The organism is Microbacterium sp. FW305-3-2-15-F-LB2, from assembly GCF_058787255.1.
Map to the genome: position 1 here is coordinate 489,938 of NZ_JBYSZO010000001.1, position 24,546 is coordinate 514,483.

The 24,546-nt window shown below is 70.7% G+C and carries 17 protein-coding genes; 15 read left to right on the forward strand and 2 right to left on the reverse strand.

Annotated elements, in window-relative coordinates:
- Positions 1-79 precede the first annotated feature (79 nt).
- The 14 genes from AC3WLZ_RS02360 to tuf all read left to right on the forward strand — a co-directional run bounded on the left by AC3WLZ_RS02360 (position 80) and on the right by tuf (position 21,562).
- Positions 80-1,147, forward strand: coding sequence for an ABC transporter (locus AC3WLZ_RS02360; RefSeq protein WP_492468914.1), 1,068 nt, complete (start codon positions 80-82; stop codon positions 1,145-1,147).
- A gap of 11 nt (positions 1,148-1,158) precedes the next feature.
- Positions 1,159-1,644, forward strand: a complete 486-nt coding sequence (locus AC3WLZ_RS02365; RefSeq protein ID WP_492468916.1) for a DUF6121 family protein — start codon at positions 1,159-1,161, stop codon at positions 1,642-1,644.
- A 53-nt stretch (positions 1,645-1,697) separates the two neighbouring features.
- Complete coding sequence (locus AC3WLZ_RS02370; protein WP_492468917.1) at positions 1,698-2,360, forward strand: spermidine/putrescine ABC transporter substrate-binding protein; 663 nt, start codon at positions 1,698-1,700, stop codon at positions 2,358-2,360.
- 101 nt (positions 2,361-2,461) lie between these two features.
- Positions 2,462-3,598: a serine/threonine-protein kinase gene (locus tag AC3WLZ_RS02375; protein ID WP_492468918.1), complete on the forward strand. Its 1,137-nt coding sequence runs from the start codon at positions 2,462-2,464 to the stop codon at positions 3,596-3,598.
- Positions 3,595-9,576, forward strand: coding sequence for an Ig-like domain-containing protein (locus tag AC3WLZ_RS02380; protein ID WP_492468919.1), 5,982 nt, complete (start codon positions 3,595-3,597; stop codon positions 9,574-9,576). Before AC3WLZ_RS02375 ends, AC3WLZ_RS02380 begins: the two co-directional genes overlap by 4 nt.
- A 39-nt stretch (positions 9,577-9,615) precedes the next feature.
- On the forward strand, positions 9,616-10,581 hold the full coding sequence (locus AC3WLZ_RS02385) for an AAA family ATPase (protein ID WP_412923502.1): 966 nt from the start codon (positions 9,616-9,618) through the stop codon (positions 10,579-10,581).
- A gap of 43 nt (positions 10,582-10,624) precedes the next feature.
- Complete coding sequence (locus AC3WLZ_RS02390) at positions 10,625-12,001, forward strand: DUF58 domain-containing protein (RefSeq protein ID WP_492468920.1); 1,377 nt, start codon at positions 10,625-10,627, stop codon at positions 11,999-12,001.
- A complete protein-coding gene (locus AC3WLZ_RS02395) occupies positions 11,998-14,493 on the forward strand; it encodes a transglutaminase TgpA family protein (protein WP_492468921.1) in 2,496 nt (831 codons plus the stop codon). The genes AC3WLZ_RS02390 and AC3WLZ_RS02395 overlap by 4 nt, the downstream gene beginning before the upstream one ends.
- Positions 14,490-16,061, forward strand: coding sequence for a DUF5684 domain-containing protein (locus tag AC3WLZ_RS02400; protein WP_492468922.1), 1,572 nt, complete (start codon positions 14,490-14,492; stop codon positions 16,059-16,061). The genes AC3WLZ_RS02395 and AC3WLZ_RS02400 overlap by 4 nt, the downstream gene beginning before the upstream one ends.
- Positions 16,058-16,867, forward strand: coding sequence for a hypothetical protein (locus tag AC3WLZ_RS02405; protein ID WP_492468924.1), 810 nt, complete (start codon positions 16,058-16,060; stop codon positions 16,865-16,867). The genes AC3WLZ_RS02400 and AC3WLZ_RS02405 overlap by 4 nt, the downstream gene beginning before the upstream one ends.
- A 295-nt stretch (positions 16,868-17,162) precedes the next feature.
- On the forward strand, positions 17,163-17,531 hold the full coding sequence (gene rpsL, locus AC3WLZ_RS02410; protein ID WP_013584051.1) for a 30S ribosomal protein S12: 369 nt from the start codon (positions 17,163-17,165) through the stop codon (positions 17,529-17,531).
- Between the two features lie 5 nt (positions 17,532-17,536).
- On the forward strand, positions 17,537-18,007 hold the full coding sequence (gene rpsG, locus AC3WLZ_RS02415; RefSeq protein WP_412923507.1) for a 30S ribosomal protein S7: 471 nt from the start codon (positions 17,537-17,539) through the stop codon (positions 18,005-18,007).
- Positions 18,008-18,094: 87 nt separating this feature from the next.
- On the forward strand, positions 18,095-20,209 hold the full coding sequence (fusA, locus tag AC3WLZ_RS02420; protein WP_412923508.1) for an elongation factor G: 2,115 nt from the start codon (positions 18,095-18,097) through the stop codon (positions 20,207-20,209).
- 159 nt (positions 20,210-20,368) lie between these two features.
- The gene (gene tuf, locus AC3WLZ_RS02425) at positions 20,369-21,562 is read left to right on the forward strand and encodes an elongation factor Tu (RefSeq protein WP_022878282.1); all 1,194 of its coding nucleotides are present in this window, start codon (positions 20,369-20,371) and stop codon (positions 21,560-21,562) included.
- Between the two features lie 98 nt (positions 21,563-21,660).
- Here the strand turns inward: tuf and lepB are convergent, their stop codons facing one another.
- Positions 21,661-22,383, reverse strand: coding sequence for a signal peptidase I (gene lepB / locus AC3WLZ_RS02430; RefSeq protein ID WP_492468925.1), 723 nt, complete (start codon positions 22,381-22,383; stop codon positions 21,661-21,663).
- On the reverse strand, positions 22,380-23,261 hold the full coding sequence (locus AC3WLZ_RS02435; RefSeq protein ID WP_492468926.1) for a hypothetical protein: 882 nt from the start codon (positions 23,259-23,261) through the stop codon (positions 22,380-22,382). The genes lepB and AC3WLZ_RS02435 overlap by 4 nt, the downstream gene beginning before the upstream one ends.
- 412 nt (positions 23,262-23,673) lie before the next feature.
- Here AC3WLZ_RS02435 and AC3WLZ_RS02440 point away from each other — a divergent pair, with 412 nt between their 5' ends.
- Positions 23,674-24,537: a hypothetical protein gene (locus AC3WLZ_RS02440; protein ID WP_492468927.1), complete on the forward strand. Its 864-nt coding sequence runs from the start codon at positions 23,674-23,676 to the stop codon at positions 24,535-24,537.
- The last annotated feature ends 9 nt before the right edge of the window (positions 24,538-24,546 follow it).

Sequence of the window (24,546 nt, forward strand, 5' to 3'; positions counted from 1 at the left end):
ACGGCACGCCTCCCCGACGCGGGGCGCCGCGCGGGTTAGCCTTGCGCCGCACCATATCTGCGCGCGTGAGGAGATCCCGATGAGCGACCCCCAGTCGTACGGCGACCCCGTCGACGAGCCCAAGGAAGAGGCGCACGACGTCGTCGGACGTGCCCACGAGGGTCTCGCCGACGCTGAGGCGGCCCGACGCGACGCGGTCGACCCGGAGGTGGCCGCTGCCGCGTGGAACGAGCGCGAGTCCGGTGGCGACTCCCCGTCGCCTGCCGCGACGACCACCGTGCACGACGCGTCGCCGGTCGAGCCGAAGAGCGAGACCCCCGTCTCCGCTCCGGGCACGCACCGCTCGGTCGACCTCGATGACGAGGACGCGCGGTGGGCGGCCTACGCGGCGTCCGCCGAGCCCGAGGCTGCGTCCACCCCCGCGGCCGACACGAACCCCGCGCCCGCGGGCGAGGAGCGACGCTCCGACGTCTCCGCACCCGCTGCCGCGGCCGCGGCCGGTGCCGCTGCGGCGACCGCCGCGTCACCCGCCTACGGCGCTTCGCCCGCCTACGGGGACGAGACCCGTCCGGTGGGTGCCGCGCAGCCGATCTTCGTGCAGGCCCCCGAGGCTCCCCGCCCCCGCGGCAACCGCGGCGCGGCCGGAGCGATCGGGTTGCTCGCCGCCCTGGTCTTCGCCGTTCTGTACCTCGCCGCGACCTTGGGTCTCGACCTGCTCACGGGGTCGGTCCAGGTGGCCGGCCTCGCGGACGCCGCGCTCTCGGCCCTGGCCACGTGGACCCTGTGGGTGCCGGTGGTGGCGTTCTTCGTGGGCTTCTGGTTCCTGGGCGCGATCATCAACCGCGGGCGTTGGGGCCACTGGGTCGTCTGGGGCCTCCTGGTCGGGGTGATCTCCTGGGGCGGTTACCTTCTCGGGGCGCTCTTCGCCGCACCGTTCTGGATGCTGACGGCACGCCAGGGCGTGGACGTGGTCCAGGAGAGCGTGCTCGCGCCGCTGGCCATCGTCGCCTTCGTGCTCGGCCGCGAGCTGACCATCTGGTTCGGAGCGTGGGTCGCCAAGCGCGGACGCCGCGTCACCGAGATCAACGACGAGGCGCAGCGCGAGTACGAGCGCACCCTCGAAGCCGGGCCCGTCCTGTCTCACTGAGACCGGATGCCATGACAGACGCGCCGCGACCGGCGGGGGTGACCCCGCCGGTCGCCGTCGTTTTCGCGACGGCGACGTTCCTCGCCCTGGCCATCGGCGGCTTGGGCGTGGCGAGCCTCGTCTTCGACGCCGATGTCATCCCGGTGGGCGGCCTCGGACCGCTGCCGGGGGTGGCGGGTATGCTCCTCGCACTCCTCGTCTTCGCCGGCGTGCTGCTGTGGGGCCTTCGCGCTGTCCCGCCGGGATACCTCACCGCCGTCCCGTGCGCGGTCGGCGTCTACGTCGGGGAGACGCTCGGCATCGCGATCGGCGCGGCCGTGACCGGGGGAGACGCGGCCCGGGGCTTGGCGGCCGCCGGTGCGGTCGCGCTGGGATGGCCCGGGGTCGTCATCGCGTGTTCGGGACTCCTCGCCGGTGCTTTCGGCGTGCTCCTCGTCCGCAGTCGAAGCGACCGTCCGCGTTGGCGATGGGAGCGCGAGGACGATGACGATCAGTGATCGGGGACCGTGGCATCCCCCCGCTCGGGCTTCGGTCGGGCTAGCGTAGGGGCGTGGAGCGGTCGCTCGAGACCCAGGTCGGCCAGGCGGTGGACGCCTGGCTCGCGTGGCTGCCCCGATGGGAGCCGGCGCACCATCGCGGGCGCATCGCGCCGTGCCGCCGATGCTTCGGTTCGCCGGTGCTCTCGGCCGCGGGTCTCGGCTCCGACGTGCCGCACGGAGTGCAGCACGGGCTGTCGACGCGCGTGAAGACGATCGTCGACCACGCCGTCGCCGAGTACACCTCCCGTAACCTTCCGATGCTGCAGACCGAGCTCGACCAGCAGGCCGCGCGCAACCGCCGCCGCTCGTATCGTCCCACCGAGGGACTGGAGCCGGAGTTCGAGGGGATGCCGCTGGATCCCGAGCCCGAGCCGGGTGCGCCGTTCCTCTTCACGCTCACCGGTCTCGCGGCCGAAGAGGAAGCCGAGCTCCCCGCCCTGCCGCCGTTGTCGGACGCCGCGAAGGCGGCACTGCGGCAGGAGGTCGGGCTCGCCGACGACTACGCCAACATGATCGGGCGCGAGGTGTGCGCCATGCTGCTGCACCACCGGCTGCGTATCCAGGCGGCCGTCGCCGAATACGTCGAGCCGCAGGTCGCGGCGTTGCTCGACGACCTGTCCCGCTCCCTCGACGCGCCGTTCGATCCGCGCGACCCCGGGCCTTTGGCATCCTGAGCGCCTCCACAAGCCCCGAATGCCCACTCGGGGGGCTTTGTTAGAGTTGCCGGGTTGTCCGCGCGAGGTGCAGCGGATTCCGGTTCCGGGGAGGGGGCACGATGCCGCAGCGCCTGCCCTCCTCACCCCCGATCCTTCCCGGTCTGGCATACATCAGACCGCTCGGGTCGGGCGGTTTCGCCGACGTGTTCCTCTACGGGCAGGACATGCCCCGCCGCGACGTCGCGGTGAAGGTGCTCCCCAGCGACGTGCGCGACCCCGATCTGCTGCGCATGTTCAACGCCGAGGCCGACGTGCTCGCGCACCTGTCCGCGCACCCGTCGATCGTCACCGTGTACCAGGCGGGGATCTCCGCCGACGGCCGACCCTACATCGTGATGGAGTACTGCCCCGGGTCGCTCGCGCAGCGTTACCGGGTGGAGCGGATGCCGGTGGCCGAGGTGCTCTCCATCGGCGTTCGCATGGCGGGTGCCCTGGAGTCGGCGCATCACGCCGGCCTCGTGCACCGCGACGTCAAGCCCAGCAACATCCTCGTGACGACCTTCGGCGCCCCCGTGCTGGCGGACTTCGGTATCTCGTCGTCGCTCGTGCGCCAGAGCGCCGATGAGATGCTCGCGATGAGCGTGCCGTGGAGCGCGCCCGAGGTCGTCGCCGAGCAGACCGCCGGCACGGTTTCCAGCGAGGTGTGGAGCCTGGGGGCGACGGTCTACTCGCTGCTGGCCGGGCACAGCCCCTTCGAACGGCGCGAGCGCGGACAGAACTCGCGGGAGCAGCTGCGCCGCCGGATCGCGCGTGCGTCGTACACCGAGATCGCGCGCACCGATGTGCCGCCGTCGCTCCAGGCGGTGCTCGCGCGAACGATGGCACGCAACCCCGCCGACCGTTACGCCACGGCCCGCGAGGTGGGCGAGGCGCTGCAGGGCGTGCAGTCCGAGCTCGGACTCCCCGCCACCCCGCTCGAGGTGCCCGCGGCCGAGTGGGCGCCGACCGCCCGTGCGGTCGACTTCGCCGATGGCACGCTGCGCGGCCCCGCGCGCTCCCACATCGAGCGCGAAGGCGTGCGCAAGCTCCGCGGTCCGTCCGGCGTCGCCGGCCTCGCCCGCGACGAAGACACCGACATCTCGGCTCCCACGCGCTCTTCGCACCGCTTCCTGCCGTGGGCGCTCGCCGCGGCGACTCTGGTCGCCGCCGCCGCGGTCGTGGTCGCGGCTCTGCTGGCCACCGGGGTCGTCCGGTGAGGCGCAGGACCGTCGCGGGGCTGGCGTCCACGGTCGTCGCCGCGGCGCTCGTCGTCACGGCGAGCATCGTCTGGCCGGGCCTCGACGCGCAGCAGACGCCCGAGGTCGACACGTCGGTGTGGGCGCTGCAGACGGGGGAGGGGCAGCGGTACGCGCGCGTGAACACGACCGTCGGCGAGCTCGACACCGTGCGCACCGCGGGCAACCCGAGTCAGGTCGCTCAGGGTCCCGACGGCGCCTACCTCTTCACCGACAGCTACAGCAAGCTGACGCGCATCGACGAGGCTCAGCCGATCGACCTGCAGGACGAGCAACTCGAGTCCGCCCCGGACACTCCCCCCGGCACGACCTCGGTCGTCACGGCCGGCGACTACGTCGTCTACCGCACGGACACCGGCGCGCTTTTCGCGAGTCGCCTGAGCCGGGCGGGGCAGGCCGTCACCGAGCTCGACCCGTTCGGGACCGCCGGCGACGAGAACGCGCGCACCTATACGGCGGATGCCGTGGCGGTCGATGAGCGCGGCATGCTGTTCGCCTACTCGTCGGCCGACGGTTCGGTCATCCGCTACGACATCGAGGCGGACGAGCTGCGAGGACGCGACGCCCTGCAGGTCGACGTCGGGACGCCCGTGCTCAGCGCCGCCGGCGACCAGTGGGTGCTCGTCGACGCCGAAGCGGGGCGCGTGTGGGTGCGCGGCCACGACCCCGTCGACCTCGGCACGGCGGAGCAGCTCGTCGTCGGCGACCCCGATCCCCGCGGTGACGCCGTCTATCTCGCCGACGAGCAGTCGCTGTGGAGCATCCCCGTCGACGGAGGCGAACCGCGGCGAGAGGTGGGCGCGGGCGGAAACGTCCTGGGTCAGCCGGCCAAGCCGCTCGAATACGGCGGCGTCGCCTATGCGGCGTGGCTCCTGCCCGGGGAGGCGCGCGGAACCCTCTGGCGCTCGGATGCCGGCGAGACCGGCCTCGACTACGGCGGGGCGACGATGCCCGATCAGCGACGCCCGGTGTTCGTCGCGACCGACCATGCCGTCATCCTGAACGAGACGCGCACCGGCTGGGTGTGGACGGTCCCGGACGGCCGGCTCGTGGCCTCGAGTCAGAGCTGGACGCTCGATGACCGCACGCAGGAGGCCGCTGTCCAGAGCGACGAGCAGGTGAGCGTCGTCCTCGACCCGAAGCCCCCGATCGCGGAGCCCGACGGCTTCGGGGTGCGCGCGGGACGCCTGGTCACCTTGCCGGTCCTCCTGAACGACCACGACCCCAATGAAGACGTGCTCAGCATCGTGGGGGAGAGCGTCACCGGACTCGACCCCGGCTTCGGCAGCCTTTCGGTCACGGACGAGGGGCAGCGGCTCGCGGTCCGCGTCGCGCCGGGTGCCACGGGTTCGGCGACCTTCTCGTATGCGGTGACCGACGGCACCACCGCCGACGGCCTCACCTCCTCTCCGACCACCGTCACCCTCACCGTGTCGCCGGATGATTCCAACGCGGCCCCGGTCTGGTGCGGCGTCGAGAAGTGTCTCCAGCCCTGGCCGACGCCGGAGGTCGCCCGCGGCGGCACCATCACGGTCCCCGTCCTTCCGGGCTGGGTCGATCCGGACGGCGACCCCCTCCTCCTGTTGTCGGTCGAGAACCCGAGCGGGGTCGGAAGCGTCGCCGCGACCCCCGCCGGTGAGGTCGTCTATCAGCACTCCGACGATGGCTCCGGAGGAGAGCAGACGGTCCAGCTCGACGTGACGGTGGCCGATACCGCCGGCGCCCAGACCACGAAGCCGTTGCTCATCCGCGTCGCGCCCGACCCGGCGCTCGCCGTGCAGTCCTTCGCGGTCGTCGACACGGCCGGTTCCGCGCTGACGGTCGATGTCGGTCCGCACGTCACCGGCACCGCGGGTGACGTGTCGATCGGGTCGGTGCGCGTCCTCGACGACGCGCAGGCATCGGCGACCGTCGTCGGCGGGACGACGACGTTCGACTTCACCGCCGCGCAGCCCGGGGTCTACCGCGTCGACTTCACCGTCACCGGTGCCGGACGCGACGCCACCGGTACGGCGCGCATCACGCTGCTGCCGAGAGACGCCCCGGCGCAGCTGTCGACCGCACCCGTCGTCGCCTTCGTCCGGCCGCAGGAGGACGCGACGCTCGACGTGTTCGCCGCTGTCTCCAACCCCACCGGGCGCGTCCTGCTGCTCAGCGACGTCGTCGCAACCGCCGAGGAGGGGGCGTCGCTCACCGTCGACACGGTCGGTCAGAACGACCTCCGCGTCTCGGGCAGTACGTCGGGGGGCGGACCGGGTCTGCTCGGCACCGTCGCGTACACCGTCAGCGACGGGACGGACGACGAGGGCTCCAGCGTCGGCGGCGAGGCCACCGTGTACCTGCTTCCGCCCGCGCCCGAGATCGCTCCGATCGCCGTCGACGACAATGTCACGGTGCGCGCGGGAGCACAGGCCGACATCCCCGTGCTCGACAACGACGTGTCCCCGGCCGGAGGGCGCCCCACCCTCGACCCGGCATCCGTGCAGTCCAGTCCGTCGCCAGACGGCCTCGCCTTCGCCTCCGGCGGTGTCCTGCGCTACCTCGCCCCGACGACCCCCGGTTCCTACGAGGTGACCTACCGCGTCTACACGACGGGGACGCCGTCGCTGTGGGACGAGGCGACCGTGCGCGTCACCGTCCTCGGGCCCGAGGCCAACCGTGCGCCGCTCCCCGAGACGTTGCAGGGACGCGTCCTGAGCGGCGGCTCGACGACGATTCCGTTCCGCAGCTTCGGTGCCGATCCCGACGGTGACGCCGTCGTGCTCGACCGCATCGTGAACCAGCCCGACCGGGGGACCGCCTCGATCTCGGCCGACGGTTCGGCGATCGTCTACTCCTCGGTTCCCGGCGACCGCGGACAGGTGTCCTTCCGGTACCGGGTGGTCGATCCGTCCGGCGCCACGGGCGAGGGCACGATCCGCATCGGAGTCCTGGATGCCGAGGCCAACCCCAGCCCCATCACCTTCACGGATTACGTCCAGGTGCAGGCCGGTGCCGACAGTCGCATCCGCGTGAGCCCGCTCGCCAACGACATCGACCCGACGCAGGGGCGTCTGAAGCTCACCGGTGTCCGTCCGGATCTACCGAAGACCCTCGTCGACGGCAGCGAGAACCCGGAGTTCACCCGTCTCGAGACGCTCGTGGAGAACGTCTCGGATACGGGCGTCGTCGTCCGCGCGGGTGAGGCCCCGACGACGATGTCGTTCCTGTATGACGTCGAGTCCGACTCCGGCAACACCGGTCGGGGTCTGATCGTCGTCAAGGTCGTCCGGGAGAGCGTTCCCGACTACCCGGTGGTCTCCGACACCGTCCTCACCGTCGAGGACCGCGACCAGTTCGTCTCCGGCGTCGACGTGCTCGACGGTCACACGACCTGGTCGGGCGGCGAGGTGAGTGACCTGCGGGTGTCGCTATGGGGCGACCCGAGCGACGTTCGCGTCGACGGTCGTCGCATCTCGGGCGACCTGCCCGCGACGCGTCGCGTCATCCCCTTCGCCGTCACCGGCACGGTGGGCGATCAGGAGGTCACGACGTACGGATTCGTCCGCGTGCCGGGCGATGACGATCTCACGCTGGCGCTGCGTCCAGGGTCGGCCCAGCGCGTCGACGAGCTGGCGTCGGTCCAGTTCGACATGGCATCCCTCGTCGCCGTCCCACGCCGGTCGACGCTCGAGGTGGGCCCCGACGTCTCGACCACGGGCGTACGCGCCGAGGGACGCTGCAGCGTGACCGGAACAGTCGTGCGGTACGACGCGGGCACCGGGTCGCCGTGGACGGACGCGTGCCAGATCCCCGTCCGCATCGCCGGTACCCAGGACTGGACCGTGCTGGCGGTGCCGATCGGCGTGGTGGCCCGCGAACCGCAGCCCGAGCTGCGGCCGGCGTCGTTGACCGTCGGCCCCGGCGAGACCGCCACTTTCGACCTGCGGAACATGACCAGCTGGCAGCTCGGCCGTGAGGACTGGGCGGGCATCCGCTACGCCCTCGAGTACTCCGGGTCGGCGTTCTCCTCCGTCGCGCTCGACGGCTCGATCGTGACGGTCACGGGCGCGGACCGCGCCGTACCGGGCACCGAGAACGCCGCGATCGTCTCGGTGACCAGCCACAACGCGGTGGCGCCCGCACGTCTTCTCCTCCGCGTGGGCGCTGCGCCCTCGACCCTTCCGCAGGGCGGCACGACCACGTTGCAGTGCTCGCAGGCCTCCGGGTCGAGTTGCACGATCGACGCGGTGGGTCTGCCGGGCGAGGTCAATCCGCTCCCGCGGACGCCCCTCGAGGTCGTGAGCGTCAGCCCGACGAGCGCGTGCGCCGGGGTGAGCTTCGAGGTCGCGTCCGCGTCCGGTGTCCGGGCGTCGTGGACGGCCGACGCCCCCGGTGCGACATGCGCGGCGAGCGTCACGCTCCGCGACGCGCAGGGTCGGTCGACCGCCGGTACGCGCGACGCCCGCGTCGTCCTCGACCTCCAGGGCTTCCCCCGTACTCCCGCGAGCGTGCGGCAGACGGCGTACGCCGACGGCTCCCTGACCCTCCGCATCGATCCGGGCGAGGCGCGTCGGGCCTACCCGTCGCTCACCGGGTTCGCCGTGCGTTTCGGCGGTGAGGTCGTGGCGCAGTGCGGTCCGGACGGGTCGTGTCCGGCCATCGCCGCGCCCAACGGCGAGCAGCGCGAGTACGTCGCCACCGCGGTCAACTCCGTCGGTGAGTCCCGCGGATCGGTGCGCACGACGGCCTGGGCGTACGACCCGCCCGCGCGACCCCAGTCCGCCGACTTCACGCCCGTCGCCACGGGCGACGGCGAGGGCGACGTCGCCGACCTCGTCATCCGGGGCGTCGAATCCGCCGAGACGGGAAAGCTCGAGATCCGCAGCGCCGCCGGCGAGACGCGCACCATCAGCGTCGGCCGCAACCAGCAGGACGTCCGCATCGACGGGTTCCGGGTCGGCAGCAATGCGCGCACCGAGATCACCGTCACGCCGTCCTCGCGATTCGAGATCCCGGCCGGTCTCGGCGGCTCTGCGGAGGGCGGGGCGCTGGTGTTCTCGGCGCACGGTGTCGGCGCCCCCCTCGACCCGAACATGACCGTCACCTCGCGGTCGTCCGGCGACGGCGTGTCCACGGTCACCGTCGAGGGCACGGCACGGCAGAACGGCACCGACTCGGAGCTGCGGTACGGGATCGTCGAGGGCACGAACTGCCGCGTCGGCGACGGCGGGCCGCGCCGCGAGTTCCCGGGCAAGGAGGACGGCGTCGCGTACACGTTCACCTTCTGCGTGGAGTCGAGCTACGACGGCCGCTCGTACGGGACGAAGAGCACCACGCAGGAGTATCGCGTCGCGCAGGACACCGCGGCACCGCGGGGGTACACGTTCCGTGTCGGCGCCAAGCCGGGCCAGGCCACCGAGGACGGTCGTCCGGTCGCACGCTGGCGGATCGCCGAGATCATCGAGGGCAACGATCCGCCCCGCTTCAACGACGTGAAGTACACCAACTTCGACGACGAACGGTCGTCCGTCTTCGGCTCCGACCCCAACATCGGCGTCTATTTCCAGCACCGGTTCTGGGGCACGACGTCCGAGACCGGCCGTGTCGCTCCGGCCTCGGGCAGTGCGCCGTATCAGGTGCAGGCCAGCGCGCGGGTGGCATCCTGCGTCGGTGGCGAGAACCTGGACATCTCCCGCAGCTCCACCAACGACCAGGCCGACCTCACCGTCGACTGGGATGCCGTGCGCTACTACGACCGGAACGGCGCGGCGCTGTCGACCACCGACGGGTCTCGGCTGGTGCCGATCGGGGCGACGTCGGTCAAGAACGTTCGCGTGACGGTCGACTGGTCGGCGCGCGGATGGGGGCTGGACTCGGCCGTGCTCGAGACGGAGGGTTCCTGCCGGCCGGGCACACCCGACCCGACGCCCACGTCCACCTCCACTTCCCGGCCCTGACCCCGACTTCCGATCCCCCTGACAGAGAGACCCACCGCCATGACGATCACCCAGGAACAGGCGACCTGGTACGCCCAGACCTTCGCGCAGATCGCCGACAACGTCGAGCGCGCCGTGCTCGGCAAACGGCACGTCGTGGAGCTCGTGCTCACGGCCATGCTGAGCGACGGTCACGTGCTGCTGGAGGACGTGCCGGGCACGGGCAAGACCTCCTTGGCCCGGGCGATCGCCCAATCGGTCCAGGGCACGAACACCCGCATCCAATTCACCCCCGACCTTCTCCCCGGTGACATCACGGGCATCACCGTCTACGACCAGAAGGTCGGCACCTTCGAGTTCCACGCCGGACCGATCTTCGCCAACATCGTCCTCGCGGACGAGATCAACCGCGCGAGCCCGAAGACCCAGTCCGCTCTGCTGGAGGTCATGGAGGAAGGTCGCGTCACCATCGACGGTGTCTCGCGCGAGGTGGGCGTTCCGTTCCTCGTGCTGGCGACGCAGAACCCCGTCGAGCAGGCGGGTACGTACCGGCTTCCCGAGGCGCAGCTCGACCGCTTCCTCCTGCGCACCTCGCTCGGCTACCCCGACCACGCGGCGACGGTCCGCATCCTCGACGGCGCCGCGATCTCCACCGCGGACCTGCGTCCGATCATCACGCCGCAGGCCCTGGTGGGCATGGCCGACCTCGCGGCGAGCGTGTACGTCGACGCGCTGGTCCTGGACTACATCGCCCGGATCGTGGATGCCACCCGCTCAGCCGACGAGGTCCGCCTCGGCGTCAGTATCCGTGGCGCGCTGGCGCTGACGCGGGCGACTCGTGCCCGGGCCGCGGCCCAGGGGCGCACGTACGCGACGCCCGACGACGTGAAGGCGCTCGCGGTCCCCGTGCTGTCGCACCGGCTGATCCTGCACCCCGACGTGGAGTACGACGGCGTGACGCAGGAGGCCGTCGTGGGGCAGGTGCTCCTGGACACCGTCCCGCCCACGCAGCGCGAGAGCGCCTGATCCGTGCCCATCCCCCCGATCTCTCCGCGGAAGGCGTGACGTCGTGCCCGACGTGAACCTCACCGAGTCGCGGCTCACGCGCACCTCCGCCGGCACCCTGGCGACGGGTTCGCGGACGTCGATCACCTCGACGTCGACGCGGCGTACGCGGCGACTGGTGCGCGCCGCGGTGCGCGCGGCCGAGGTGTGGCGGACCATCGTGGATGCCGCGGAAGCGTCGGTGCGGTGGGCGGGTCGGACGGTGCGGCCTGCCGGCGCGGTCGTCACGATGGCGGCGACGGTGGGGCTGGTCCTCGGCCTCGTCTTCGGGTGGGTCGAATGGATGGTCGGCGGCGCCGTCGCGCTGCTGCTGCTTCTGATGAGCGTTCCGTTCCTGTTCGGCGCCCGCGCCTATGAGGTCGACCTGAGCCTGACGCACGAGCGCGTCGTCGCCGGCCACGGCGTCACCGGCGCGATCGCCGTCCGCAACGACAGCAGACGACCGGCCCTGCCCGGGCGCCTGGACATTCCGGTGGGCCGCGGCCTCGTCGAGTTCGCGGTTCCATTGCTGCGGCCGGGGCACGGCATCACCGAGCCCCTGGAGATCCCCCCGTTGCCGCGGGGCGTCGTGCGGGTCGGGCCGGTGACGACGGTGCGTAGCGATCCGGTGGGTCTGCTGCGGCGCGAGCACGCGTTCGACGACGTGCACGACCTCTACGTCCACCCGCGGACCGTCGGCCTCCCCTCGACGAGTGCCGGTCTCGTGCGCGACCTCGAGGGCAACGCGACCCGCCGCCTCGTCGACGCCGACATGTCCTTCCACGCGATCCGCGAGTACGTTCCCGGCGACTCCCGCCGTCAGGTGCACTGGAAGTCCACCGCGAAGACCGGCCGCCTCATGGTGCGCCAGTACGAGGAGTCCCGTCGGTCGCGGATGGCCGTGGTGCTCGCGGCTGCGACCCAGGAGTACGCGGATGCCGACGAGTACGAACTCGCCGTCTCGGCCGCCGCCTCGCTCGGGGTGCGGGCCGTCCGCGATGCGCGCGACGTCGACGTCGTGACCGGAACGGAGATCCCGCGCGTGGTGAGGGGCCGTCTGCGGGCGATCCGACACATCCCGGCGGTGACGCCCCGCACGATGCTCGACGGGTTCAGTGCGCTCTCGAGCCACGAGAACACCATGCCCGTCGAGGACGTGTGCCGGCTGGCATCCGAGGCCAATGACAGGCTGTCGATCGCGTTCGTGGTCGTCGGCTCGGTCGTGCCCATCGGGCGGCTGCGGCGGGCTGCTCTCGCCTTCCCGGCCGACACCGCGGTCGCCGCGGTCGTCTGCGACGAACGAGCCCACCCGCGGATGCAGACCGTGGCAGGACTCACCGTCCTCACGATCGGCACGCTCGACGATCTCGCCGGGCTCCTCGTGCGCGGAGCGACGTCGTGAGCGCCGCGGCCCGGTCGCGGGACGACGGGCGCCGGTCCCGGATCATCGCGGGCGGCCTCTACACCGCCGCGTGCGTGCTGTTGGCGGCTGTGGCGGCGTGGCCGGTGTACGCGTCGGTGTCGTTCGTCGTGCTCGTGGCCGTCGCGGTGCCGGTGGCTGCCGGCCTCGTGGCCGTGAGCATGTGGCGCCGCTGGGGCGGCTGGATCACCGCGGCCCTGGTCGCGGGGGCTTTCGTGGTCCTCGCCGTTCCGCTGGCGATCCCCTCGCGGCTGACGAGCCCGTTCGAGGTCCTCCGCGGTCTCGGCGAGGCGTTGTCCGGTGTCGTGCTCGCGTGGAAAGACCTGGTCACCGTCGACCTTCCCGTGGGGTCCTACCGGAACCTCCTGGTGCCGGCGCTCGTGGTCTTCCTCGTCGGGACGGCGGTGACGCTCGCGCTCGCGTGCCGCGCCGATCGGCGGGCACCGACCGCGGTCGTCAGCGGTCTGGCGATGAGCGGTTTCGGCCTGTTCTTCGGGCGGACATCGACGAGTGCTCCGTTGGTGGTGGGCCCGCTGTCGCTCGCGACCCCCGTCGAGACCGTGATCGGCGTCTCGGCGGTGCTGTCGGCGGTGCTGTGGTTGGCGTGGCGAACGCGCGATGAGCGCACCCGCGCGCTCCGGCGGGCCAGCGAGAGCGGGGCGGTCGCCATTCCGCGCCGCCGCACACGCACCGATCGTCGACGGGGCGCCCTGGGCGCTGCGATGGTGTTCGTGGCGGTGGTCGCCGCGGTGGCGATCGTGCCCGCGACGGCGAGGGATGCCGATCGGCGCGTGCTGCGTTCGGCGGCGGGGCCCGAGCGGCAGATCGCGGAGGCGGTGAGCCCCCTGTCCGAGTACCGCGCGATGTTCTCCGACGCCCGCGCCGAGGACGTGTTGTTCCGCGTCGACACCGCGGGAACGGCGCCCGAGCGCATCCGGGTGGCGACGCTCGACACGTACGACGGCGAAGTCTTCCGCTCATCCGGGGCGCGACAGGGGGCGTTCGTCCGAGTGCCCTCGCGTCTCCCGCAGAGCGACGGCCGCGAGGTCGAGGCCGACATCCGGATCGGCGATCTCGGTGGCATCTGGATGCCGACGGCGGGCCGTCTCGTTTCGGCGACGTTCGAGGGCGATCGGCAGAACGTCCTCGCCGACCGCTTCTACTACAGCGTGGATGCCGAGGCCGGTGTGCAGATCGCCGATGGTGGCCTGGTCGCCGGCGACGAGTACACGATCGCGGCGACGGAGCCGACCGACGACGACCCCGCCACCCTCAGCGCGCCCGGTGTCGATGGCGGCGTGACCGGCGGGGAGAATCTGCGCCGTTGGGTGGACGAGCATGCCACGGGCAGCTCGGGCGCCGACCTGGTGGCCCTCGTCCGACTCCTGCGCGAGCGCGGGTATCTCAGCCACGGGCTGGTCCCGGCCGCGGGTGCTCCTGCCCCCGAGTGGACGACGGATCTGCCCGGCTATCAGCTGCAGCCCAGCGCGTCGGGTCACTCACTGGCGCGCATCGAGACGATGTTCCAGCGTCTCCTCGATCGCGAGGACGACCCGCGCGCGCAGACGTCGGGGAACTATGTGGCCGCCGTCGGCGACGACGAGCAGTTCGCCGTCGCAGCCGCGCTCATCGCCCGTGAGCTCGGCTTCCCGTCTCGCGTGGTGGTCGGCACGCGGGTGAGTTCGAGCGATCCCGGCGTCGCCACGTGCGAGGCCGGTGAGTGCCGTGCCCGCGACCTGAGCGCGTGGACGGAGGTTCAGGGCGCCGACGGTCGATGGGCGCCGATCGACGTGACACCGCAGTGGGAGGTTTCCCCCAGCCTCGAGGTGACCCAGCAACGCGACCCCGAGAACGTGACCGAGGTCCGTCCCGACACCGTCGACGAGGTCGTCCCGCCCGACCCCGTGCAGGAGGACAACGCCTCCGACGACGACGAGAAGAGCGACGACGGGCTCGACCTGGCCTGGCTGTGGCCGATCCTGCGGGTCTCCGGTATCGCGCTGCTCGCCGTCCTGATCCTGTTCGGTCCGTTCCTGGCCGTCGTGGTGGCGAAGGCGGTGCGGCGCCGCGGGCGTCGCCGTGACCCCGACCCGCGCGTCGCGATCGCCGGAGGGTGGGACGAGTACGTGGATGCCGGCGTGGATTCCGGTCGTGAGGTGCGCACGTCGTCGACCCGTCGGGAGCTGGCCGAGGCCTTCGACACGCCGGCCGGGCTGCGGCTCGCCGACGACGCCGACCGCGCGGTCTTCTCGTCGCGCACGGTCACCGCCGACGAGGCATCCGAGTTCTGGCGCATCGTGGACGACGAACGACGCGTGCTGTCGCGGCAGCGCGGGTGGTGGCGCCGCGTGCGCGCGGCCGTATCGTTGAGATCGTTCCTGCGGTTCTTCGCCCCGCGCCCCACGCGCCGACGGCCGCCGCACCGCGACGAGAGGGGGAAGCGCCCGCCCGCCGGCCGGCGCGAGACGACATGAACGATTCCACGGGTGTGATCCTGGGGGCGCTGACGCTCCTGCTCTTCGTGATCGTGTACGTCTGGTACGCCCTGGCGCTGGCCGCGGTGTTCGCCAAGACGGGCGAGGCGACCTGGAAGGCGTGGGTGCCGGTCGTCAACCTCGCGACCGTCCTCAAGCTCGGGGGATTCTCGCCGTGGCTCGTGCTGTTGATCCTCATCCCCCTGTTCGGTGCGATCGCGTTCGCGGTCGTGCTGATCGTCGCCATCCACCGTGTGACGCTCGGCTTCGGCCGCGGACCGGGCATGACCGTGCTGGGTGCCTTCATCCCGATGGTCTGGGCGAGCATCCTCGGGTTCGGTCGCGCCCGCTGGACGGGGGAGGCGGCACCCGGCGTCCGCCGGTCCGGGGTCGACGAGAACTCCGCCCCGGTCCGGCGCGGTCAGGATTTCGCGGGTCCGTACGTCCCGCTCGTCGGCGGGTGGACCCCCGAACCGCCGACTCCGACCGGCGTCGAGGAGCGGAAGGATGCCGAGACGCCCGAACCCGCGTCCGAGCCCATCCCGCTACCGTTCGCCGCGATATCGCCGTCGCTCTCCGATGTCCCGCCCGCCCCGCCGGAGTGGGCGCCGCCGACGATCCCGGATGCCTCGCCTCCCCGCGACGAGGTCCCCGGCGCCACCCCCGCGCCGACGCCCGAAGACGGCCGCAGTTCGGTGTCGGAGGTGCTGGCGGCCCTGCGCGCCCCTCGTGCGGGGGAGCGGTCGGTCGACCCCGGTGCGGCGGCTTCGACCCCGTCGGCCGCGGCGCCGGACGCCGAGGCGTGGGACGTGGGTCTTCTCACCCCCGCCGCCCCAGGTCGCGTGCGACCGGTCGTTCCCTCCGATTCGCCCGCGGAGCCCGATGCGTCGGCTCCGGTCGCGGGCGTGCCGCCCGTGACCGCTGAGGAGGATGAGCCCCGACTCGCGTCGTGGCGGGCACCGTCACTGCCCGACGAGGACGCCGCGGGAGCCGACGAGCCGCTCACGCGGCCCGCGCCGGTCTCGGCGGTGCCCGCCCGCACCGATGACGGGCCGGGGGAGGAGTTCCCCGAACTCTCCGGCGCGGTCTCGGCCGTTCCCGATGCCCCGCAGGCGGGGGCCCCGCGGTCGGCGCGCACATCCGTGTCGGCGCTGTACACGCAGCCGGAGTTCCCCGTCGACCCCGACGACGACATCGACGCCCTCGACCGCACCGTCGTCACGCGCCGCCGCCGCATCCCGTGGGCGCTCGTCCCGCCGAACGGTGTCCCGATCGACCTGACCTCCGACGTGGTGATCCTCGGGCGGCGGCCGTCGGCGGATGCCGCTCACCCCGATGCCCAGCTCGTCCCGATCGCCGACGAGACTCGGACCGTCTCGAAGACGCACGCCCGTCTGCAGCTTCGCGGCGACACGTGGTACGTCACCGATCTCGACTCGACCAACGGCGTGCTGTTCGCGACGCTGATGGGGACCGAGGTCGAGGCGCCCCCGGGCGAGGAGATCGAGGCGGGCGAGCGCTTCTTCCTCGGTGACGCGGAGGTGCGCCTCACGCGGAGCGAGCCGTGAGCGGGCCCTACGACGTGCCGGACGAGCCGGACGACGTGACGCTGTGGGCCGGGCGTCTCCGCGCGTGGCCCACCCCACCCACCGGGGCGACGGATGCCGCGGACGACGAGATCGACGACGACACCGCGGTCTCGCCCCGGCAGGTCGCCGCCGACACGGTGCGTGTGGAGCGTCCGGTCCTGTCGGACGAGACGGTGCGTGGGGAGCGTCCGGTCCTGTCGGACCAGACGGTGCGTGTGGAGCGTCCGGTCCTGTCGGACCAGACGGTGCGTGTGGAGCGTCCGTCCCCCCGGGCGGCCCCGGCGCACCGACCATCGACACCGCCGGACGGCGAGCCCGCCGACGAGACGATCAGCGTGGAACGGCGGCGACCGCGGCCGTCAGTCGACGTCCCCGTTCCGGACGACACCACCGCCCCCGCTCGGGCACGCGGCGTGGGTACCCTCGACGAGTCGCCGGCCGATGCTCCGGACGAGACGCCGACGTCGGACACCGCGGCGGGTACACGGCGTGCCCGTTCCCGTGTGAGCGTGTCGACCGCAGCTCCCCCGTCCGGCGACCCGGTTCCCACGCCCCGCGAGGCGCGTCTTCCCGTCGCCGACCACGAGCTGTACCGCCCTCGCGCCGATGAGGCCGTCCGCGTCGCCCGCACCGCAGCGCCCGCTCGGTCGAGCGACGCCCCGGATGCCGCCGAGGTCCTTCCCCGGTCGTCCCGACGTGCCCGTAAGCGCGGTCTCGTGCTCGCCGTGACGGTCGTCGTGCTCGTCGCCGCGGCAGCGATCGGGCTGTTCCTGCTGATGGGCTGAGCGTCGGGCTGCGCACGTTTGCCCGCACCCTCCAGGGCGCGTATCATTGAGCGGGTGTGCGTTCACGCGCGCCGTGTGTCATGCCCTCGGGTCTGAACCGCGGAACAACGCTCGCACCATCTCAGGGAATGGCCTGCGAACAGGCCACCCCCACGGCATATCCACCACAACCGCGTCCGATCATTCTGACGCGCGGCGGATCACACGTGAGCCCGACACGTCACGAATCGCAAGATGCGCGAGGTTTCGGGGGAGACACGACGCTGTCACCGTGCAGCACAAACAAGGAGAGAACGTGCCAACCATTCAGCAGTTGGTTCGCAAGGGCCGCTCGCCGAAGGTCTCGAAGACCAAGGCTCCCGCGCTGAAGTCGAACCCCCAGCAGGCCGGCGTGTGCACCCGCGTGTACACGACCACGCCCAAGAAGCCGAACTCGGCGATGCGCAAGGTCGCCCGTGTCAAGCTGCGCAACGGTACCGAGGTCACCGCCTACATCCCCGGCGAGGGTCACAACCTGCAGGAGCACTCGCTCGTGCTCGTCCGCGGCGGTCGTGTGAAGGACCTCCCCGGTGTCCGCTACAAGATCGTCCGCGGTGCGCTCGACACCCAGGCTGTCAAGAACCGTAAGCAGGCTCGCAGCCGCTACGGCGCGAAGAAGGGCTGAGAACCATGCCTCGTAAGGGTCCCGCCCCGAAGCGTCCCGTCGTCAACGACCCGGTGTACGGCGCTCCCGTCGTCACGCAGCTGGTCAACAAGATCCTCGTCGACGGCAAGAAGTCGCTGGCCGAGTCGATCGTCTACGACGCCCTCAAGGGTGTCGAGACGAAGAACGGTCAGGACGCCGTCGCCACCCTCAAGAAGGCGCTCGACAACGTGCGCCCCACCCTCGAGGTCAAGAGCCGCCGCGTCGGTGGCTCGACCTACCAGGTTCCGGTCGAGGTCAAGCCGCACCGCGCGAACACCCTCGCGCTGCGCTGGCTCGTGAGCTACGCGAAGGGTCGTCGTGAGAAGACGATGACCGAGCGTCTGCAGAACGAGATCCTCGACGCCTCGAACGGCCTCGGTGCCGCGGTCAAGCGCCGCGAAGACACCCACAAGATGGCCGAGTCGAACCGCGCCTTCGCGCACTACCGCTGGTAACACCCGCGGAGGGTCGGCCACCGCACCCCGGCGGCCGACCCTCCGATGGGCCCGGCATCAACCTCCCAACAGGTAAGGAAGACACCCGTGGCACAAGACGTGCTCACCGACCTCCACAAGGTCCGCAACATCGGCATCATGGCGCACATCGATGCCGGCAAGACGACGACGACCGAGCGCATCCTGTTCTACACGGGCGTCAACCACAAGATCGGTGAGACGCACGACGGCGCCGCGACCACCGACTGGATGGAGCAGGAGCAGGAGCGTGGCATCACGATCACCTCCGCCGCTGTCACCTGTTTCTGGGACAAGAACCAGATCAACATCATCGACACCCCCGGACACGTCGACTTCACGGTCGAGGTCGAGCGCTCGCTGCGCGTGCTCGACGGCGCCGTCGCCGTCTTCGACGGCAAGGAGGGCGTGGAGCCCCAGTCCGAGACGGTGTGGCGTCAGGCCGACAAGTACGACGTCCCCCGCATCTGCTTCGTCAACAAGATGGACAAGCTGGGCGCCGACTTCTACTTCACGGTCGACACGATCGTGAACCGTCTGAAGGCCAAGCCGCTCGTCATCCAGCTGCCCATCGGTGCGGAGAACGACTTCGTCGGTGTCATCGACCTCGTCGAGATGCGTGCCCTGGTGTGGCCCGGCGATGCCAAGGGTGACGTGACCATGGGCGCCAAGTACGAGATCCAGGAGATCCCGGCCGACCTCGCCGACAAGGCCGCCGAGTACCGCGAGAAGCTGCTCGAGACCGTCGCCGAGTCCGACGAGGCGCTGCTCGAGAAGTACTTCGGCGGCGAAGAGCTCACGGTCGCCGAGATCAAGGGCGCCATCCGCAAGCTCACGATCGCTTCCGAGCTCTACCCCGTGCTCTGCGGTTCGGCGTTCAAGAACCGCGGTGTCCAGCCCATGCTCGACGCTGTCGTCGACTACCTCCCCTCGCCCCTGGACGTGCCGGCCATCGAGGCCCACGACCCCAAGGACGAAGAGGTCGTCATCGAGCGCCACGCCGACCGCGAGGAGCCCTTCGCGGCCCTGGCGTTCAAGATCGTGACGCACCCGTTCTTCGGTCGCCTCACCTACATCCGCGTCTACTCGGGTCACCTCGACTCGGGCGCGCAGGTCGTCAACGCGACCAAGGGCAAGAAGGAGCGCATCGGGAAGATCTTCCAGATGCACGCCAACAAGGAGATGCCCGTCGACTCCGTGACCGCCGGTCACATCTACGCGGTCATCGGCCTCAAGGACACCACCACCGGTGACACCCTGAGCGACCCGGCGAACCAGGTCGTCCTCGAGTCGATGACGTTCCCGGAGCCGGTCATCGAGGTCGCGATCGAGCCCAAGACCAAGGCCGACCAGGAGAAGCTGGGTGTCGCCATCCAGAAGCTCGCCGAGGAAGACCCCACGTTCCGCGTCGAGCAGAACTCCGAGACCGGCCAGACGGTCATCAAGGGCATGGGTGAGCTGCACCTCGACATCCTCGTGGACCGCATGAAGCGCGAGTTCAAGGTCGAGGCCAACGTCGGAAAGCCCCAGGTCGCGTACCGCGAGACCATCCGTAAGACGGTCGAGCGTCACGACTACACCCACAAGAAGCAGACCGGTGGTTCGGGTCAGTTCGCGAAGATCCAGTTCGCGCTGGAGCCCCTCGAGGTCACGGCTGACAAGACCTACGAGTTCGAGAACAAGGTCACCGGTGGTCGTATCCCGCGCGAGTACATCTCGCCGACCGACCAGGGCTTCCAGGACGCGATGAACGTCGGTGTGCTCGCCGGTTACCCCATGGTGGGTGTCAAGGCGATCCTGCTCGACGGTGCCTCGCACGACGTCGACTCGTCGGAAATGGCGTTCAAGATCGCCGGTTCGATGGGCTTCAAGGAGGCCGTCCGCAAGGCGAACCCCACCCTTCTCGAGCCGATCATGGCCGTCGAGGTCCGTACTCCCGAGGAGTACATGGGTGACGTCATCGGTGACCTGAACTCGCGCCGTGGTCAGATCCAGTCGATGGAGGACGCGGCCGGCGTCAAGGTCGTCCGTGCCAACGTCCCGCTGTCCGAGATGTTCGGTTACATCGGTGACCTGCGCTCGAAGACCTCGGGTCGTGCCGTGTACTCGATGGAGTTCGACAGCTACGCCGATGTGCCCAAGGCTGTCGCCGACGAGATCATCCAGAAGAACAAGGGCGAGTAACTCCGCTCTCACGGATGCCGGGGGCCCGCGCCCCGGCCGGGCTCCCGGCATCCGCTCAAACTCAATACCGACTCTCTAGTAACCTGAGAACCATCCCCGTAGAGAACCGGTCGCAATCCAGCGCCCGTCACTCTGCATGAACGTCCTGAGGAGGACCCAGTGGCTAAGGCCAAGTTCGAGCGGACCAAGCCGCACGTGAACATCGGAACGATCGGTCACGTCGACCACGGCAAGACCACGCTCACCGCTGCCATCTCGAAGGTGCTCGCCGACAAGTACCCGTCGGCCACCAACGTCCAGCGTGACTTCGCGTCGATCGACTCGGCGCCGGAAGAGCGCCAGCGCGGTATCACCATCAACATCTCGCACGTCGAGTACGAGACCCCCAAGCGTCACTACGCTCACGTCGACGCCCCCGGTCACGCCGACTACATCAAGAACATGATCACCGGTGCCGCTCAGATGGACGGCGCGATCCTCGTGGTCGCGGCGACCGACGGCCCGATGGCTCAGACGCGTGAGCACGTTCTGCTCGCCAAGCAGGTCGGCGTGCCCTACCTGCTCGTCGCGCTGAACAAGGCCGACATGGTCGACGACGAGGAGATCCTGGAGCTCGTCGAGCTCGAGGTGCGCGAGCTGCTCTCCTCGCAGGACTTCGATGGCGACAACGCCCCCGTCGTTCGCGTCTCGGGCCTCAAGGCTCTCGAGGGCGACGAGCAGTGGGTCGAGTCGATCGTCGAGCTCATGAACGCCGTCGACGAGTCCATCCCCGACCCGGTGCGTGACAAGGACAAGCCGTTCCTCATGCCCATCGAGGACGTCTTCACCATCACCGGTCGTGGAACGGTCGTCACGGGTCGCGCCGAGCGCGGTACCCTCGCGATCAACTCCGAGGTCGAGATCGTCGGCATCCGCCCGACGCAGAAGACCACGGTCACGGGTATCGAGATGTTCCACAAGCAGCTCGACGAGGCCTGGGCCGGCGAGAACTGTGGTCTGCTCCTCCGCGGCACCAAGCGTGACGATGTCGAGCGCGGCCAGGTCGTCGTCAAGCCCGGTTCGGTCACCCCGCACACCAACTTCGAGGGCACGGCGTACATCCTGTCCAAGGAGGAGGGCGGCCGTCACAACCCGTTCTTCACGAACTACCGCCCGCAGTTCTACTTCCGTACCACGGACGTGACCGGCGTCATCACGCTGCCCGAGGGCACCGAGATGGTCATGCCCGGTGACACCACCGAGATGTCGGTCGAGCTCATCCAGCCGATCGCCATGGAAGAGGGCCTCGGCTACGCGATCCGTGAGGGTGGCCGCACCGTCGGTGCCGGTACCGTCACCAAGATCCTCAAGTAAGTCCTTTCGGACTGACCGGCAAGGGCCGGGCCTTCGGGCCCGGCCCTTCGTCGTTCCCGGGGCAGCGGATATGATCTCAGCCGCCGCCCTCCGACCCGTCATGAGCCGTTGCCGGAGAGCACACCGACGCGATTCAACGGCCACATGACGGCAACCACCTTGCCGAGCACGTCCTCTCGGGGAACGAACCGCGCGCACGACGCCGGCGGCACAGGGTGCCCGCGGCAGGCGAGCACCGAGTCGGCGGAGTTCGTTCGGTTGTCGCCCATCACGAGGTACTCGTCCGGTGGGACGGAGATGGGCGCGAAGCATCGGGGGGAGGGGGGTGTGGTGGAGCAATCATTCACCCCGGGGGTGAAAGGAAGATTGTCGACCACGTAGTCCTCGACGAGCGGAACACCGTCGACCTCGACGAGTCCATCGGCGGAGCAGCAGCGGACGGTCGATCCGGGCCCGCCGATGATGCGTTTGACGAGGGCGTCGTGATTGCTCGGGCCGAACCCGACGACGTCGCCGACCCATCCCGCTACGGTGCGCAACAGTGTGCGCTCGGTGGCGGGTCCCCAGTCGTCTGGGCGGGAGAAGACGACGATGTCCCCCGGCCTCGGCGTGGACACGGCGAAGGCGATGCGGTTGGTCAGGATGCGATCGCCGACCTCCAGGATGGGCGCCATGGAACTGGACGGGACCTGGAACGGCTTGATCAGGAGGGTCTGCGTCACCGCGAGCAGGAGCACCGCGAGGATGAGGTGCACGAGCGGTGAGCGGCGGAGCGCGCCTCGACGGGGAGGGGGCGTCGCGGCCCCAACGGCCGCGATCATGAGACCGCGATGAGCCCGTGTGTGCGGAGATCCTGCAGCGTTCGCTCGATGAGCAGCGGGGCGGAGTCGTGGGGCGGTTCGCCGAACGCAGCGATGGCTGCGGCCGTGATCTGTTCCGTCGAGGCTCCCCGGAGGCACATCGTCCAGGCGAGACACCCCCGACGATCCAGCACGGTGACGACGCCCTCCCGCAGGATGCAGGCGCGACCGTCGACGAGGATCGCGTCGTCGACCTCGGTGCACCGCCACGGCCCGGTCCGCACCCCGGGCGGGGCGACGGACCACTTCTGCGCGGCCGGTGTCGGTGCCGTGAACATCGATTCCACGAGCGGCGGGAGGTCGGTGGCATCCGCGTAGACGACTCGCGTGACCGTGCCGATCCGGTCGACGATACCGGCGATGAATCGCAAGGGGCGGGGCAAGTCCGCCAGGTAGCTGATCTGCGGGGTCATCTCGGAGATCGCGTCGATGAGATCGACGGGGAACACGCCGGGTTGCTCGGTGCGCGGTCTCCGCTCGAGCAAGGTGATCGCGGCCAGCGTCAGATCGGTGTCGGGCAGGGGGAGGAGGCCGAGACCGCTCGGAGCGACCTGCTGTTTGAAGGGGCGGCCTTCGACGATCAGCGAGAGCGGTTTGCGATACGGCGACACCGAGAGATCGAGATCGACCGCCACGCTCTCGTCGCTCACGTAGCCGAAGCGCTCACCCAGGTGGCGGACCGCTGTCGTCTTGCCTCGGCCCGACGGTCCGACCAGGGCGAGCACGCGCCCATCGGGTGCTGCCACGCCGGCCGCGTGGAGCAGCAGACGGGTCCCGCGCAGGGCGCTCAACGCCTCGAGCGTCACGCGCGTGGAGAGATCGGAGAGTGTGCGGGCCAAGTCGTGGTGATCCGTTGCCGGAAGCTCCGTCCAGCGACGAAGAACAGGGGCGCTACGTTCGGTGCGACAGTCCCGCCACGCGTCCGCGACCTCGGCGATGACGGCTGTGGGGAGGGCGGAGCCGACATGGATGGCGACCCTGATGCCGAGCGCATCGACTTCTGCGACGGGGGTGGTTCGCTGTCGTTCGGAGACGGGTCCCATGCTTCCCTTTCGTGTGATACGGCACATCGACGACCGTTCGGACGATGATGCCCGGCCGGCAGCGCGCCCACGGTAGTCGGATCGATCCCCGTCGAAGCCGCGCGGACTCCCTCCGCTGTGAGGGTGAAGCCGGGCACGCTGCCCGCCGTCGGACGTTTCACCGTCGGCCGACATCGGGCGCGCAAGATGAAACCCGTAAGCTGATCGGGTGAGTGACGCCCCCTTCGAGTCGAGCCGGCGCTCCCGTCGGGAGCAGCGAGCAGTTGTCGACGGCCCCACGGCCGAGCAGATGCTCGGTCTCAACGCGTCTCCCGCCGCGGACGAGCGCCCCGCCGCGTCCGGCGGCCCCGCGTCCGTGGTCGATCGCCCCGAACCCGTCGGCCGCCCCATGAAGGGCTCCGGTGACGGCAGTCCGTCGGCGTTCGTCGGGACCTGGAAGCCTCTTGTGGCGGGTGCAGCCGCGTTGGTGGTGGCCACCATCGTCGGGCTTCTCCTCACCGTCGGGTTCGACGGCGCCGCCGGTCGCAGTCTCGGGGGCCTCTTGGCATCCATCGTCGTCGGGGGCACCGGAATCGCGCTGATGGCGCGAACCCGCCCCGCGGGATTCTTCGCGCTGCGAGGTCTCGATGTGCTGTGGGCTGTCGTCCTCGGTGTGCTCCTGCCCTTCGTGACGGGGGTGGGGGCCGGGTCATTGGGCTTCCCGGCGCTGGCGGCACTGTCGCCGCGCTGGCTGGTGCTCGGCGTCGCGACGCCGTTCGTCGTCACGGTCATGCTGACGTTCTTCGCCATCGGCTTCGTGTACCCGGTCGTGCTGACGTACGTCGCGAAGCGTCTGTCGTCGACGGTGGCGCGGATCGTGGCCGGGGCCGCGTCCGCTGCCGCATTCGCCATCATCCCCGTCGTGTTCGCCGGGACCGTGTCGGGGATGCCGATGGCGTTGCTCGTGGGCCTCGGGATTGCGGCATCCGTGTTCGTGGGACTGTCGGCGCGCTTCTGGGGTCCGCTCCTCATGGGCATCGTCTTCACCGGCGTGTGGGTCGCCATGTCGGTGGCGGGGTACATCCTCGCTTGAGCGGGATCT